General features: G+C 59.4%; 11 protein-coding genes. 6 read left to right on the plus strand and 5 right to left on the minus strand.

The genetic code is table 11. The annotated features are described in order from the left end of the window. Positions 1-157: 157 nt before the first annotated feature. The 3 genes from V6S97_RS11395 to purD all read right to left on the minus strand — a co-directional run bounded on the left by V6S97_RS11395 (position 158) and on the right by purD (position 4245). The gene (locus V6S97_RS11395; protein ID WP_003503241.1) at positions 158-1981 is read right to left on the minus strand and encodes a methyl-accepting chemotaxis protein; all 1824 of its coding nucleotides are present in this window, start codon (positions 1979-1981) and stop codon (positions 158-160) included. 326 nt (positions 1982-2307) lie between these two features. Then, positions 2308-2817, minus strand: coding sequence for a plant virulence effector HPE1-like domain-containing protein (locus V6S97_RS11400; RefSeq protein WP_003503240.1), 510 nt, complete (start codon positions 2815-2817; stop codon positions 2308-2310). Positions 2818-2973: 156 nt separating this feature from the next. Then, positions 2974-4245, minus strand: a complete 1272-nt coding sequence (purD, locus tag V6S97_RS11405; protein WP_111794920.1) for a phosphoribosylamine--glycine ligase — start codon at positions 4243-4245, stop codon at positions 2974-2976. A gap of 201 nt (positions 4246-4446) precedes the next feature. On the opposite strand from purD, the gene V6S97_RS11410 reads away from it, so the two are divergent. The 4 genes from V6S97_RS11410 to ubiA all read left to right on the plus strand — a co-directional run bounded on the left by V6S97_RS11410 (position 4447) and on the right by ubiA (position 10445). Next, positions 4447-6771 carry a Tex family protein gene (locus tag V6S97_RS11410; RefSeq protein WP_003503236.1) on the plus strand — a complete coding sequence of 775 codons (2325 nt, stop codon included), beginning with the start codon at positions 4447-4449 and terminating at the stop codon, positions 6769-6771. A gap of 168 nt (positions 6772-6939) precedes the next feature. Then, complete coding sequence (locus V6S97_RS11415; protein ID WP_020813599.1) at positions 6940-8196, plus strand: SAM-dependent methyltransferase; 1257 nt, start codon at positions 6940-6942, stop codon at positions 8194-8196. A 229-nt stretch (positions 8197-8425) separates the two neighbouring features. Then, the gene (locus tag V6S97_RS11420; protein WP_080866529.1) at positions 8426-9223 is read left to right on the plus strand and encodes a MipA/OmpV family protein; all 798 of its coding nucleotides are present in this window, start codon (positions 8426-8428) and stop codon (positions 9221-9223) included. 268 nt (positions 9224-9491) lie between these two features. After that, positions 9492-10445, plus strand: coding sequence for a 4-hydroxybenzoate octaprenyltransferase (ubiA, locus tag V6S97_RS11425; RefSeq protein WP_334426817.1), 954 nt, complete (start codon positions 9492-9494; stop codon positions 10443-10445). A gap of 77 nt (positions 10446-10522) precedes the next feature. On the opposite strand, the gene V6S97_RS11430 is transcribed toward ubiA, so the two are convergent. Then, positions 10523-11089, minus strand: coding sequence for a DUF6101 family protein (locus tag V6S97_RS11430; RefSeq protein ID WP_003503226.1), 567 nt, complete (start codon positions 11087-11089; stop codon positions 10523-10525). Positions 11090-11457: 368 nt separating this feature from the next. On the opposite strand from V6S97_RS11430, the gene V6S97_RS11435 reads away from it, so the two are divergent. Next, on the plus strand, positions 11458-13896 hold the full coding sequence (locus V6S97_RS11435; protein WP_334426819.1) for a DUF1217 domain-containing protein: 2439 nt from the start codon (positions 11458-11460) through the stop codon (positions 13894-13896). A 53-nt stretch (positions 13897-13949) separates the two neighbouring features. Here V6S97_RS11435 and V6S97_RS11440 read toward each other — a convergent pair whose 3' ends face one another. Then, positions 13950-14900, minus strand: coding sequence for a LysR substrate-binding domain-containing protein (locus V6S97_RS11440; RefSeq protein WP_020010502.1), 951 nt, complete (start codon positions 14898-14900; stop codon positions 13950-13952). A gap of 203 nt (positions 14901-15103) precedes the next feature. On the opposite strand from V6S97_RS11440, the gene V6S97_RS11445 reads away from it, so the two are divergent. After that, complete coding sequence (locus V6S97_RS11445; RefSeq protein ID WP_035212551.1) at positions 15104-15397, plus strand: DUF1127 domain-containing protein; 294 nt, start codon at positions 15104-15106, stop codon at positions 15395-15397. Positions 15398-15410: the final 13 nt, after the last annotated feature.

A 15410-nucleotide genomic window follows, 5' to 3' on the forward strand; every position in this document is an offset into this window, starting at 1 on the left:
ATTCTCGCCCTTGAGGCGAGATCCATTCCCCGCTGAAGATGTGGGTGGGTCGAGCCCGAGGATGACGCCGAATGTGTGGGGAACATGTTGGAGAGCACGCAAAAATGCCGGGTCTGTGCCCGGCATTTTTGTTTCAATCGCATGAGACCGTTCGTGGTCACCCCGCCATGCGCATCTCGTGCGCCATGCCATGAAGCTGATGGCCGGAGGAGACGCGGAAGCCGCGGATGAGGTTCAGCAGCTCTTCGGTATCCACCGCCAGCGCTTCCGCCGAAGCCGTGGTTTCTTCCGCCATGGCGGCATTGTGCTGGGTGGCAACATCGAGCTGGTTGAGCGAGGAAGAGATCGATCGCAGCGTCGTATCCTGTTCGGCAGCCGAATGGGCAATCTTGCTGACGATCTCGTTGGCGGATTTGATCTGGTCCGAGATGCGCTTCAGGGCATCGCCGGCCTCGCCGACAAGCCGCACGCCATTTTCCACCTGGGCGGAAGAGCGGGCGATCTGGTCCTTGATCTCCTTGGCGGCGGCGGCGGATTTTTGCGCCAGTTCGCGCACTTCCTGCGCCACCACGGCAAAGCCCTTGCCAGCCTCACCGGCACGCGCCGCTTCAACACCGGCATTCAGCGCCAGAAGGTTGGTCTGGAAGGCGATGTCGTCGATCACGCCGATGATGTTCGAAATCTGGTCGGAGGACTGCTCGATGCCGCTCATCGCGGTAATCGCTTCTTCCACCACCCGGTCGCTGCGCATGGCTTCGGAGCTGACGGTGGTGACGCGCTTGGCAGCGTCGGCCGCCCCTTCCGCCGTCTGGCGCACCGCAACGGTCAGCTCGTCGAGCGCTGCGGAGGTTTCTTCCAGATTGGCGGCCTGCCGTTCGGTACGCTGTGAAAGCTCGTTTGAAGCCTTGCGGATTTCTTCCTTGGAGCCGCCAATATCGATGCTCTTGGAGTTCACCTTGGCCATGGCGGCATCGAGATGGGTCAGCGCCTCGTTGAAATTGTCGCGCAGCGCCGCGTAACGGCTGCCAAGATCGCCGCAACGCACGGTCAGATCGCCGCCAGCGAGCTTCTCCAGGGACTCGCCGATGGTGGCGACGACGCGTGCCTGCAATTCGGCCTCGTCACGCTGCATGTCGAGATTGTTCTGGCGCTCGGCATTGAGCTGCCGCTGCTGTTCTTCCTCACGGCGCTGCATGGCGTGGCGCTCGCGCACCTTGTCCTGAAGCGAGGCGGTGGCCTTCGCCATCATGCCCACTTCGTTGGTGAGGCCGGTATGGGGAATGGCAAGCGAGACGTTCTCATTGGCCACTTCGCCAAGCGCGCGGTGGATGTCGCCGAGCGGCTTCGAAATGCCACGGATGACGTAGAAAGCGGCGGCAAGCGCCAGCACGAAGATCAGCGCGCCGATCGACAGCGCCTTCATCACATCGCCGCGAACCTGCGCGTTCAGATCATCGATGTAAACGCCGGTCACGACCACCACCTGCCAGGGCTCAAAGGCAAGGGCATAGGAGCTCTTGGCGTAGTCATTGCCTTCCATACCGGGCTTCGGGCCGTAGAAATCCGTTTGGCCGCCGCCATTGCGGCCAAGCCGCACCAATTCGTCACGATAGGCGAAACCCTTGCTGTCAGGCTTGCCCTTGAAGCTTTCGCCGACGCGCTTGGCATCGGGGTGGAACTTCATCGTCACGTCGTAGTCGTAACCGAAGAGATAGCCGTCGGGAGTGAAGCGCATGGCGCTGACAGTCGCGTAAGCCTGCTTCATGGCCTCGTCGCGCGAAAGCGTTCCGGCCTTTTCCTTGTCGTGGAAGGATTGCAGGATGGAGATCGCCGATTGCACCTGCGTCCGCAGCATGCCGTAGCGTTCCTCATAGATAGCATCGGTGGCGGATTTCAGCTGGTAAAACGTCGCCACGGCGAAGGCGGCCATCAGGGCCACCACGAGAACGATCAGTTGACGGGAAATGGAAAGGTTCTTCATGGGCGCTCACAAGCGTTTGGAATCGCGCGCCTGAAAATGCCGCGCGGTACCGATGTTTCAGAGAAGGGAGAGGCGCATGATGCGCGATAAAAGGCCAGAAAAGCGCGTGTCCCCGCCGTGGCCTCATCCTGTGCTGCATCGCACTATAAACCCACTTAGCGGCTAAAAATTTGAATAAATATTTAATTAGCGAAGGCTTTATCAGGCCTTATAGGCAGAATACGCGGCGGAGAAAGCAACATTCCCCGCATGGTTGCAGCGTCATTTCGGGAATACAGCGATGACGCGATTATTTGACGTTCGTCATCAAAAACGTCTTCGGCCGGTCAGTTGCCGCGCAATTTGAAATCCGGGAACTGGGGCGCGCCGATCACCGAGGCGCTGGCAGGCTCGGCTGCATTTTCGGTGGAAAGTTCCTTGACGGCTGCCGTGGTCGTCGTCACGTCGATGCCGGCCGGTGTCGAAACCGTCTCAACCGGATGTGCCGCGGGTTCCGACTCGTCATAGGTCGCGATGGCGGTGCTGGAGGTTTCCGTCATCCATGCGGGATTGGTGCTGACGAAGGTGACGGGCGCACCGCCAAGCCAGGCTTCGGTGCGCACCAGGGTGCGCTTGCCGTCGACTTCGCGCATTTCCGTGTGCTGCGTGCCAGGCTCAATGGAGGGAACCGCATAACCCTGCGTTACGGCTTTGCCCTTCACGGGCTGGCAACCCGCGCAATCGCGGCGAACGAAGCTGCCATTGGCCACGTGCACGCCGTTTATATATTCGATCGAAGATGCCATCGCCGACCCGCCGGTCAGCGCGATAACAGCTGTCAGAAAAAGACGATGCATCGAAAACCCCCGAAATGACGGCGCGGCCTCGTGATCGAGGCACAGTGCGCCATTCAATATTCCGGCAAGTATTACCGATGTTTCGTTTCCATCGGGTCAGCAAGCTTGGTAAAAATTGAACGAAATATTCGCTCCCAACCCCGTTTTCCTTAAGGATCAGGCCTTTTCGCGCGCGACAGCCTGCCAGCCGATATCGCGGCGGCAAAAGCCGTTTTCCCATTCCACCTTGTCCGCCAGCGCATAGGCTCGGGCCTGCGCTTCCGTCACCGTCTTTCCAAGGGCGGTGACGTTCAGCACGCGTCCACCCGTCGCCACCAGACCGCCGTCCTTCAGTGCGGTTCCGGCGTGGAAGACCTTCGCCTCTTCGCTCGCCTCGGGAATATGGGCGATCGGCGTATTCTTGTCGTAAGCGCCGGGATAACCCTTCGAGGCAAGAACGACAGTCAGCGCAGCGTCGTCGCGCCATTCCGCCTCAACCTTGTCCAGCGTGCCGGTGGCGGTGGCGTAGAGGATCGGCAGCAGATCGCTTTTCAGGCGCATCATCAGCACCTGGCATTCGGGATCGCCGAAACGGACGTTATATTCGATGAGTTCCGGGCCCTTGGCGGTAATCATCAGGCCGGCGAAGAACACGCCGGAGAAGGGATTACCATCCTTGGCCATGCCCGAGATCGTCGGCTCGATGATTTCCTTCATAGTGCGCTCCACCATGGCCGATGTCATGACGGGGGCGGGAGAATAGGCGCCCATGCCGCCGGTATTCGGGCCGGTATCGCCATCGCCGACACGCTTGTGATCCTGCGCGGTGGCGAGCGCCAGCGCGGTCTTGCCGTCGGAAAGGCAGAAGAAGCTGGCTTCTTCGCCGTCGAGGAAGGCCTCCACCACCACTTCGGCGCCAGCTGCACCGAAAGCGCCGTCGAAACAGTCGTCGATCGCGGTAAGCGCTTCCGCTTCCGTCATAGCCACGGTTACGCCCTTGCCGGCAGCAAGCCCGTCCGCCTTGATGACGATCGGCGCACCCTGTGCACGAACATAGTCCTTGGCCGGTTCGGCGGTCTTGAAACGCTGGTAAGCGCCGGTCGGAATATCGTAGCGCGCACAGAGATCCTTGGTGAAGCCCTTGGAGCCTTCAAGCTGGGCCGCCGCTTTCGACGGTCCGAAGGTGGCGATGCCGGCGGCACGCAGATCATCCGCCAGACCCGCAACCAGCGGCGCTTCCGGGCCGACGACAACGAAGTCGATTGCCTTTTCTTTCGTAAAGGCGATGACGGCCGCGTGGTCTTCCACATCAAGCGAAACGAGTGTCGCGTGGTCGGCGATGCCGGGATTGCCGGGGGCGGCATAAAGCTCATCGAGCAGGGGAGACTGGGCGATTTTCCACGCCAGCGCATGTTCGCGTCCGCCGGAACCGATCAACAGAACTTTCATGGTCAATACCCCTGCAAATTCGCCAGTAACCTTGTGTCAGGGGCGTTAAGGGCAGGGGGGCGAAAGGTCAAGGAGAAAGCGCCGCAAATGCCCGTCTTTCCCTTGAAGTCAGCCTTTCCTGTGGAATCGTTCCCGCCTCTTGTTGTCACGCCACAATCAGACATTATGTTCGCCGCTCCAGATGTGACATCAGAGAACCTCATGACCGCAGATAATGCCCGCCTCACCACGCTCATCGCCTCCGAAATCAACGCCCGCCCCGATCAGGTGAAGGCGGCGGTGGCCTTGCTGGACGAGGGCGCGACCGTTCCCTTCATCGCCCGTTACCGCAAGGAAGTGACCGGAGGGCTTGATGACACCCAGCTGCGCACGCTTTCGGAACGTCTCGTCTATCTGCGCGAACTCAATGCGCGCCGCGCCTCCATCGTCGATTCCATCACCGGTCAGGGCAAGATGACCGACGAGCTGATGGTCAAGATCATGCAGGCCGGGACCAAGGCGGAGCTGGAAGACCTCTACCTGCCCTATAAGCCGAAGCGCCGCACCCGCGCGGAAATCGCCCGTGAACGCGGTCTCGGCCCACTTGCGGAAGCCATCTGGGAAAACCGCGCTGCCGATCCGGCGAAATTGGCGGAAGCTTATGTGCAGGGCGAGGTGGCCGATGTGAAGGCGGCGCTTGAGGGCGCGCGCGACATCGTGGCTGAAACCATGACGGAAAATGCCGATCTGCTCGGCCGCCTGCGTGATTACATGCGCCAGAACGCCACCTTCCGCGCCAAGGTCGTGGACGGCAAACAGGCGACGGGCGAAAAATTCTCCGATTATTTCGATCATTTCGAGCGCTGGGCGACGGTGCCCGGCCACCGCGCGCTGGCCATGCTGCGCGGCTGGAACGAAGAAATTCTGACGCTGACGATCGATGTCGATGCGGATGATCCCTCACCGGTGAAACCCGCGCAGCGCACCATCGCCGCCGCCTTCGATATCCGCAATGTTGGCCCCGCCGATCAATGGCTGATGGAGGTCGCTGGCTGGACCTGGCGGGTGAAGCTTTCCATGTCGCTGTCGCTCGATCTGATGCGCGAGTTGCGCGAGCGGGCGGAAGAGGAGGCGATCAATGTCTTCGCCCGCAATCTGAAGGATCTGCTGCTTGCAGCCCCCGCCGGCTCCCGCGCCACCATGGGGCTTGATCCCGGCATCCGTACCGGCGTGAAGGTCGCGATCGTGGATGGCACCGGCAAGCTCCTGGACACCAGCACGGTCTATCCCTTCCCGCCGAAGAATGACGTGCGCGGTACGCAGGCGGAACTCGCTTTGCTCATTCGCAAACACAATGTCGAGCTGATCGCCATCGGCAACGGCACGGGCAGCCGCGAGACGGAAAAGCTGGTGGCCGATCTTCTGGCGCAGATGCCGGCTTCCGCTTCCGGCGCAAAGCCCACCAAGGTCATCGTCTCGGAAGCGGGCGCATCCGTTTATTCCGCTTCGGAGCGGGCGGCAGCGGAGTTCCCCAATCTCGACGTTTCGTTGCGCGGCGCCGTTTCCATCGCCCGCCGTCTTCAGGATCCGCTGGCGGAACTGGTGAAGATCGAGCCAAAATCCATCGGTGTCGGCCAGTACCAACATGATGTCGATCAGGGCCGTCTCAGCCGCTCACTCGATGCTGTGGTGGAAGATGCGGTGAACGCCGTCGGCGTCGATCTCAACACGGCCTCGTCGCCGCTTCTGGCACGGGTCTCCGGTCTCGGCAGCTCGATTGCCGATGCCATCGTCGCCCATCGTGACCAGACTGGGCCGTTTGCCAGCCGCAAGGAATTGCTGAAAGTGCCGCGCCTTGGCCAGCGCACCTTTGAACAATGTGCGGGCTTCCTGCGCATCCCGAACGGCAAGGAGCCGCTGGATGCTTCCTCGGTTCACCCGGAGGCCTATGGCGTGGCGAAAAAGATCGTTGCCGCCTGCGGCCGCGATCTGCGTTCGCTGATGGGCGACAGCGCCGCGCTGAAGGCGCTTGATCCGAAGACGTTCATCGACGAGCAATTCGGTCTGCCGACCGTAAAAGACATCATCGCCGAACTGGAAAAGCCCGGCCGCGACCCGCGCCCGAGCTTCAAGACCGCGACCTTTGCCGAGGGTGTGGACGAGATCACCGATCTGAAACCGGGCATGCTGCTCGAAGGCACCGTCACCAATGTCGCTGCGTTTGGCGCTTTCGTTGACATTGGCGTGCATCAGGACGGGCTTGTGCATGTGTCGCAGCTTGCCGATCGTTTCGTGAAGGACCCGCATGAGGTCGTCAAGGCGGGCGATGTCGTCAAGGTGCGAGTCGTGGAAGTGGACGTGAAGCGCAAGCGCATCGGCCTCACCATGCGTAAGGATGGCGGCGAGGCAGCGCCGCAACCGATGCGTGAAAAGGGCAACGCCAGCGCCATGCGCCACGCGACATCAAAACCGAAAGAGCGCAACGAGGGGTCGCAAACTGGTGGTGCGCTTGCCGCCGCGCTGGCTGAAGCCATGAAGCGGCGCTGACCCTGGGTTGAAATTATTTTTTACCGAAAAGCCTCGCCACATACCCCGGCGGGGCTTTTTCCTTGATGAAATCGTTCAATTTTTTTGAAATAAGACTATCTTGAAACTTGTGCCGAAAGGAATACGGTCTGCAAAATTGATAAGTGAGACTTAGCAATTGGGGGTGCCATGGCGTCGTCTCTGCATGTTCTTCTCGATAAGATAATCAAGATCGGTGATCTCACCGTCAACAGCCCGGGCGGCAGCCGTACTTTCGGCAACGGCACGGGAAAAAAGGTGGTTCTGGACTTCACCGATGAAGCCGCCATGCAGGAGATCGCCGCCGATCCGGCGCTGAAGCTCGCTGAAATGTACATGGAAGGCCGGGTGAAAGTTGCCGAAGGCGACATCTACGATTTCCTCGCACTGGTCAAAGGCAATACGCTGAGCGAGGCGCTGTCCTTCGGCATGGTCTGGCGCGGCATGGCGCGCATCATCGCCGCCCGCATCAAGATGCATCTGCCGGTCAATCACAACAAGAGCAACGTCGCCCATCATTACGATCTGAGCGCCAAGCTGTTCGATCTCTTCCTCGATGAGGACTGGCAATATTCCTGCGCCTATTTCAACCCGCCTGGCATCAGCCTCTATGAAGCGCAGGTCGCCAAGAAACGGCATATTGCCGCCAAGCTGATGACCGAGCCGGGCCAGAGCGTGCTGGAAATCGGCTCCGGCTGGGGCGGCATGGCGATGTATATCGCCGAAAGCGCCGGTGCCGACGTGACCGGCATCACGCTCAGCGAGGAACAGCTGCGCGTTTCCCGCGACCGAGCGGCAAAACGCGGGCTTGCCGGTAATGTCCGCTTCGAATTGCAGGATTACCGCTATCTGCCGGCCTCGAAGAAATATGACCGCATCGTTTCCGTCGGCATGTTCGAACATGTCGGGCCGACGCATTATCGCGATTATTTCGACAAGGTGGCGGAGGTGCTGGACGACAGGGGCGTGATGGTGCTGCATTCCATCGGCCAGCCCAGCCCTGCACTGGCGACCAATCCCTTCATCGAAAAATATATTTTCCCCGGTGGGTACATACCCTCGCTTGCCGAGGTGCTGCCGTCGATCCAGAAATCCGGGCTGCTGGTGAAGGATATCGAAATCCTGCCCATGCATTATGCGCATACGCTCAGGCATTGGCGTGAGCGTTTCGTGGCGCGCAAGGCGGAAGCGATAGCGCTTTACGACGAACGTTTCTTCCGCATGTGGGAATTTTATCTGGCGGGGTCGGAAATGGCCTTTACCCACGAAAATTTCCATATCTTCCAGATCCAGCTCGCCAAGGACCGCGATGCCGTTCCGCATAATCGCGACTACATTGCGCAGAACGAGGCGAAGCTGCTGGAGTTCGAGAAGACCCGTGCGCCACTCGAGAAGGTGACGTTCTAAGGTGTTTCTCCGTCATGCCGGACCTGATCCGGCATCCAGCCAGCCCAGGTCCTTGGGCTGAAAAGAGTCCTCCCGCCGCGCAGACGCGCGTCGGCTGGATTCCGGCTCAGGGCCGGAATGATGGGGAAGTAGCCGCCGGTTTGCTTTCCCGCTCTGGTTAATGAAATGGAAAGACAATCCCTCTAATTCTACGGGCACCTTGTCTGTATTGCGTTTCTGGGGTTCTTTCATGTTCAAGCCATCAGCGGCCGCCGCCTGTGTCCTGTCGCTTTTTGCCGTGGGTAATGCCCATGCGGAAGGCTGGTTTTCGGGCGACTGGTATCTGAAGCTCGGTGGTGCGGGTTTCACCGCGCCGAAATATCAGGGCGACAACAAGAATGAATTCGGCTTTTCGCCCATCATTTCGCTCGGCCGCCAGGGGCAGGGCGCACGTTTTACCTCGCGCAACGACAGCGCCTCGATTTCGCTTCTGGACAATGGCCCGATCAGCATGGGTCTGGCCGGCAAGCTGGTTTCCCCACGTGACGAGGGCGATTCCGCCGATCTCAAGGGCATGACCCGCATCAAGCGCGGCGGCGAGCTTGGTGGTTTCGCCGAGGCTTATCCGACCGACTGGCTGCGCGTTCGCGGCGAAGTCCGTCAGGGTATCCGCAGCCATAGCGGCGTGGTCGGCGATGTTGCCGTCGATGCCTTCACCGATATCGCCCCCGGTATCCAGATTTCCGCCGGCCCGCGCGCCACGTGGGTGAGCAGCAAGTACAATGAGCGTTATTACGGCGTCAGTGCCGCACAGACGGCCGCCGGTGCGCCATCGCCCTATAGCCCGGGCGGCGGCCTGCATTCCGCCGGCATCGGCGCCGCCATCACCTGGAAGGTCACCGAGAACGCCGAAGTCGGGTCGTTTGCGGAATATCGCCGCCTGACCGGTGATGCCGCCGATAGCTCGCTGGTGCGCGAGCGCGGCTCGAAAAACCAGTTCATCATCGGTGTTCAGGCAAGCTATAAATTCAATTTTTCGCTGCCCTGAGACAAGAAACCGAATGTCTGAGGTTGATGGCCCGCAGGAAACCGTTGCGGGCCTTGATGTTTCTGCCAATCCGCGTTCGACGTCATCCTCGGGCTTAACCCGAGGATCCATTGATTTCAACGGGTTGTGGATTCTCGGGTCAAGCCCGAGGATGACGTCGGTGAGGTTTTCGCTTTGCCGGTGGCATGTTGCAATCCGCCAAGAACCGCGCATCTTTGCACTTTGAAATCCATTCCGATTTTCCCGCCGATGCTGTAGAACCATCCCTATGGTTCACCACAGCGATTTGTCAGACCGCGTTTCCGACGCGCCATCCAACAACTGGGTCTATCGGATTTTGCCGAGGTCCCTCTGGCCCTATGCGCAGCTTGCACGATGGGATCGCCCCATCGGCTGGCAATTGTTGATGTGGCCGTGTTTCTGGTCCGCGGCCCTTGCGGCCAATGTGGCGGTGGCAAGCGGCGGCTTTTCCTGGGCGACACTGATCTGGCATCTGGCGTTGTTCTTCATCGGGTCGGTGGCGATGCGTGGTGCGGGCTGCACCTATAATGATCTGGCCGACCACAAGATCGACATGGCCGTGGCGCGCACCCGTTCGCGGCCGCTGCCTTCCGGCCGCGTGAGCCGGATGCAGGCCAAGGTCTTCGTCGTCCTGCAGGCGCTTGCCGGGCTCGTCGTGCTTTTGCAGTTCAACAGTTTCGCAATCGCGACCGGCATATTCTCGCTGGTCTTCGTGGCGATCTATCCCTTCGCCAAGCGCTTCACCAATTGGCCGCAATTTTTCCTCGGCCTTGCCTTTTCCTGGGGCGCGCTGATGGGCTGGGCGGGACAGTTCGGATCGCTCGCCTGGCCGGCTGTCCTGCTTTATGTCGGCTCCATCGCCTGGACGATCGGTTATGATACAATCTACGCCCATCAGGACAAGGAAGATGACACCGCGGTGGGCATCGGTTCGACCGCCCTGCTGTTTGGCGAGAACACACATCGCTGGCTGGTTTTCCTTTATGGCACAGCCCTTGCCATGATGTTCCTGTCGTTCTGGATGGCGGACGTTAACATTATTGCCTATAGCGGCCTTGCCGCTGCCGCGCTCATGCTGTTCCGCCAGGTCTGGGTGCTCGATATCGATGACGTGGACCAGTGCCTCGTGCTGTTCAAATCCAACAACCGCGTCGGCGTGCTGATTTTCGCAGGCCTGATCCTGCCGCTCCTGCTGGCGTAAGCCGTGAAAATACGGAATGGAAAAAGCCCGGCCGCGTCATCCGCGCCGGGCTTTTTGATTTGTCTGGCTGAAGATTATCAGCTGCGGGCGATGATTTCCTTGCCCTCGATCTTCATGCTCATGCCGAGCGAACCGGTGGAGCGGCGAACGAGGAAGCGGGGACGGCGTTCCGCGAAATAGGAATGGCGGCGGCGCGGACGGGTATTCTGGGTGCGCACCTTGCCGAGATGTTCTTCCAGCGGACGGGCAACGCCATCGGCTTCCACCATCAGCATGGGAATACGGTAGGCTTCAGACCAGCTGCGCCAGTCGGCGGCGATATCGCAGAGATCGTGAGCGACGAGAAGCGGAACGCAGAGATCCGGATCGTCATGGTGCAGTTCCAGGGTCACCGTCACCTGTCCGTCGCCATGGTCGATGGCGCGGGCGGCAACACCCTTGAAAGCGCGGGCAGGCAGGGCGAAGGACAGAGGCAGGCCGGAAGAGGACAGAACCTTTCGCAGAACGGCGCCCCGTTCATCGAGAGTGACGGCGACATCGGTCGCGCCATTGCCTTTTCCATAGGTGACCTGTTGCGGAAAACGTGCCGGGTCGAGTCTGAGAGTGGCGACGGCCCAGTCGGGCTTCAGAACGGTCTTGGTCATGTTTATTCTACCCTTGTTTTACCTGAGAGCCGGTTTCCGGTCTTCTCATCGGGACTTTTCGTCCTCTGATGTCGGGAGAATATCCGCCGCATGTTCGAGACTGCTTAAAAATCGCGGTTAAGAAAACTTTGCATTCCCAAATGGTTAGCAAAACACACTGTGGCATGGTTTCGCTTAGGTAAAGCAGATCGAGACAATGCGGTTTTTATCCCGATCGGAATTGTGCTCTTTCAAGCTACGGGCAAGGCGCGTCATGCATAGTCACGCCAAGGCTTGCCGTGCGTCCGGATGGGCGCGCGATGGGTGGTTCAAAACCGGAGCTTTTGGTGTCCCCCGAGGGGATGCGCTGTGCTCCAGGGGGCATACGGATGGTATCGACTTATCTCAGCTACGACCTCATCAACCGCGATATGAAGGCAAGCATCTCGCGCGTGTCGCAGCAGGGGCTCGTGGAGCGGCAGACGAAATATTACAAGGAAAACATCGGCAATGTGAAAAGCGTCGATGAATTCCTCGATAACTACCAGCTTTATTCCTATGCCATGGATGCCTTCGGTCTGGGCGAGATGACCTATGCCAAGGCCTTCATGAAAAAGGTGCTCGACAGCGACCTGAACGACCAGAACAGCTTCGCCAACAAGCTGACCGACGAGCGTTATCGGGAATTCGCCGCCGCCTTTAATTTCAGCTCTTCGACAAAGACCGTGCAGACAGACGCACAGCTCGACAAGATGATCGGGCTTTATGATACGTCGATCACCAATCTGAACAGCAGCCTTGCGGAAGAGACACGTTATTACAAGGCAATCATCGGCACGGTGACGAATGCCGACCAGCTGCTGCGCAACGACCGCACCCGCGCCTATATCTTCCAGGTCTTCGGCGTCGATGAGAAGACCTATTCCTATGCCCATATCAAGGGATTGATGACGAGCGACGTCAACGATCCCAATAGCTACATCAACCAGAAATACGGCGCGGCCTATAATGACGCGGTCGAAAAACTGACGATGAAGGGTAATATCGAACTGCATGCGCAGGTCACCACCCGGATTACGGCCATCGATACCGAACTTGCGGGCACGGGTCTGACAAACGAAGAGCGCACGAAGCTCGAGGCGGAAAAGGTGACCCGCCAGGACCAGCTGACCCAGCTTGAGGCCGTTTTGCCACCGAAGGATGAGTGGGAGGCGAAGCTTGCGGCGATCAAGGCGGAACAGACGACGCTGTCGAACACCGTCACCCAATATAACAAGATGGCGCAGATCGCTAACGCCTTCGAGTTCAAGAATGACGGCACGGTAACTGCTGGCGGGGCACAGACGGCGGACAATCTGAAAGCCATCACGGACTCCTATATCGGCAGCGCAGCGCGTGTGACGCCGACCGTCGCGACGCTGAACCGCGATTACTTCGAATCGAAGATTGGTTCCATCACGACAGTAGAGGAACTGATGTCGGATGCGCGGCTTGTCAATTACATCAGAACGGCCTTCGACCTGAACGACCTGACCATCGTGCCGGCAACGATCAAGAACATCCTCACAAGCGATCTCAGCGATCCGAACAATTACATCGCGACCATGGGCAAGAACGACAAGCGTTACCTCGCCCTGAAAAACGCGTTCAATTTCCTGCCCGACGGTACGCTCGCGGCCGGCACGACGCCGCAGACGACGACACAGACCGCGACGACCACCAGCGGTTACATGACCCATTACAATGATGCGGACGAGGCCGCTGACGCAAAGGCGCTCACGCTGTTCAAGAGCAGCATTGGCAAGGTCACAAGCGTCAATGATTTCCTCGGAACCAATGCGGTCTATACCTATGCGCTGAAGGCTGTCGGCCTCGATCCCGCCAAGGTGAACATCTCCGATATCCAGAGGGTGCTGACCAGCGACCTGCAGGACAAGAAGAGCTACGTTTATACGCTGAAGGATGATCGGTATGTGAAGCTTGCCGAACTCTTCAACTTCACCAAGGACGGTTCGGTCGGTGCACCCATTCTCGCGCAGTCGGAAATCGAGCTGCAGACCATGTCGGCCGACTACATCAAGAAGAAATCGGCTTTCGGTACAGCTAAGGACAAGGAGGCCGCCACGGCCGAGGCGAAATATTTCTCGGGCGAAATGCAGAAGATCAAGACGCTCAGTGAATTCCTGGCCAATGACCGCCTGACCAAATTCGCGATGGAATCGCTCGGCATTGACCCCACGAGCGTGACGAAAGAACAGCTGCAGAAGATATTCACGTCAAATCTTGATGACAAGGACAGCTACGTCAACAAGGAGATGGATCCGGTCTTCCGCCGCCTCGTCACCGCCTTCAATTCCGACACGGACGGCAAGCTCCTTCATGAAGACCGCAGCCTGATCCAGACCCGGCGCGGACTTTATGAAACGCTCGACAATTATCTGACCCAGACGCTGGAAACGCAGGCGGGCGAAGAAAACGCCGGCGTGCGACTGGCGCTCTATTTCAAGCGCATGGCGGCCGGGACGACATCCTATTATTCGATCCTTGCCGATACCGCGATCCAGAACTTCATCAAGACTACCTTTGGCATTCCCGATGAACTCGGTAATGCCGGCGTCGATACCCAGGTGGCGATGATGAAGAAATATTTCGACATCAAGGATTTTCAGGACCCGGATAAGGTCAAGAAGCTGATCGCCCGTTTCACCATCATGTACGACAATCAGCAGAACGTCGCCGATCCCATCATGACCCTGTTCAATGGCAGCGGCTCGGTGGGTATCAGCGGCGATACGTTGCTGGCGGTCGCGACGCTACGGGCACGATAGCTCGAAAAGAGGAAGGCCGGACAGGTCCGGCCTTTGCCATACCCACTATCCCCTCACCACCCCGGCAGCATATGCCCGGCGCGCAGGCGCGGCATCTTGGGGTAGGTCTTCACATCATTGTCCATCTCGTCGGCAACGCTCATCGGCGAGATATTGTCGAGGCAGGCGGTGATGTGGTCGGTAATGGCATTCACCAGCGAAGGCGAGAGACCGGGGCGTTTCATCAGGCCGATCTGCACCGGCGGCAGCGGCGGGAAACCATCGGCGGCGGTCAGAACCTTCATGCCGGTGCGCAGCGCCGATTCCGGCAGTACCGAGACGGCCATGCCCGCCAGCACGGCGGCGGCGACCACGGTGGAAGACCAGCTGGTAAACAGTACCTGATAATCCCGCCCATCGGCATCGAGGGCCGAACAGGCGAGCTGACGCCAGTGGCAGTCGCGCCGGCCCACGGCGAGCGGCACCGGCGCATCATCCTTCAGCGGATGGTTGGCGGAGGCCACCCAGCAGAGCGGTTCAGTGCGCACCACATCCGAAGAGCGCGCGCGTGGATTATGGGTGACGAGGGCAATATCCAGTTCCCCGCGCGCCATTTTTTCGGCCAGGCTGACCGAGGGTTCGCAGACGATATAGAGCTCGACATTGGGGTGAGTCTTGGCAAAACGCCCGATGATCTCAGGCATGTAGCGGTCGGCATAGTCATCAGGTGTGCCGATGCGCAGCGTCCCTTCCAGCCTGTTGTCGTCGAAGGCGGCGATTGCCTCGTTATTAAGGCGGATGATGCGGCGGGCGTAATTCATCAGCTTTTCGCCCTCCGCCGTCAGGCGGTTGCCGCGCCCGTCCTTGGCGAAAAGCTGTTTGCCGATGCGTTCCTCAAGCCGGCGCATCTGCATGGAGACGGCGGATTGCGTCTTGAAGACGCGATCTGCGGCCTTGGTGAAGCTGCCCGTATCAACGATGGCGATGAAGGTGTGCAGCTGGTCTATGTCGAGAGGTGCGGACATGGATGGTCATCCATCAGAATGATTGATGTCTCACATTAGAAACATTCGTTGGACTGATCAATAGTCTTGCGACATTTTGACACCAAGCAAATCAATATCAACCCCGGGCCGACGAGATGTCGAGCCCTTAACCCGAGGCAGCTTCTCGCGCGTGGTGCGCCGGGAGCGGTGCCGCATCGTGCCGTTACGGAAGGATAAGTGTCATGCGCACGGCAGAACGGAGAATGGAACTGGAACTCGCAACCGGCAGGGAAAGCGATGCGCTTCGTCGCCTCGTTGTCGGTGTTGCTTCGACCGTGAAAACCTTTCTGCAGCGCATCTATAACCGTATCTGCGCCAATGAGCTGACGGAACTCGACGACCGCCTGCTTGCGGATGTCGGTCTGGTGCGATCGGATGTGACGAATGCGCTCAATACCGGCCTTTTCGAGGACCCGACCGCCCATCTGACCCGGGCCGCACAGCTACGCTCGGTCACGCGGTTTGAGGCGCTCTAAGTTTTGTTCGCGC

Origin of the sequence: Agrobacterium sp. CCNWLW155 (assembly GCF_036888815.1) — a bacterium.
In the GTDB taxonomy this organism is placed as follows: domain Bacteria; phylum Pseudomonadota; class Alphaproteobacteria; order Rhizobiales; family Rhizobiaceae; genus Agrobacterium; species Agrobacterium radiobacter.

Bases quoted from the DNA above. Each gene is read 5' to 3' on its own strand.
- V6S97_RS11395 (WP_003503241.1), bottom strand. From the start codon at position 1,981: ATGAAGAACCTTTCCATTTCCCGTCAACTGATCGTTCTCGTGGTGGCC.
- V6S97_RS11400 (WP_003503240.1), bottom strand. From the start codon at position 2,817: ATGCATCGTCTTTTTCTGACAGCTGTTATCGCGCTGACCGGCGGGTCG.
- purD (WP_111794920.1), bottom strand. From the start codon at position 4,245: ATGAAAGTTCTGTTGATCGGTTCCGGCGGACGCGAACATGCGCTGGCG.
- V6S97_RS11410 (WP_003503236.1), top strand. From the start codon at position 4,447: ATGACCGCAGATAATGCCCGCCTCACCACGCTCATCGCCTCCGAAATC.
- V6S97_RS11415 (WP_020813599.1), top strand. From the start codon at position 6,940: ATGGCGTCGTCTCTGCATGTTCTTCTCGATAAGATAATCAAGATCGGT.
- V6S97_RS11420 (WP_080866529.1), top strand. From the start codon at position 8,426: ATGTTCAAGCCATCAGCGGCCGCCGCCTGTGTCCTGTCGCTTTTTGCC.
- ubiA (WP_334426817.1), top strand. From the start codon at position 9,492: ATGGTTCACCACAGCGATTTGTCAGACCGCGTTTCCGACGCGCCATCC.
- V6S97_RS11430 (WP_003503226.1), bottom strand. From the start codon at position 11,089: ATGACCAAGACCGTTCTGAAGCCCGACTGGGCCGTCGCCACTCTCAGA.
- V6S97_RS11435 (WP_334426819.1), top strand. From the start codon at position 11,458: ATGGTATCGACTTATCTCAGCTACGACCTCATCAACCGCGATATGAAG.
- V6S97_RS11440 (WP_020010502.1), bottom strand. From the start codon at position 14,900: ATGTCCGCACCTCTCGACATAGACCAGCTGCACACCTTCATCGCCATC.
- V6S97_RS11445 (WP_035212551.1), top strand. From the start codon at position 15,104: ATGCGCACGGCAGAACGGAGAATGGAACTGGAACTCGCAACCGGCAGG.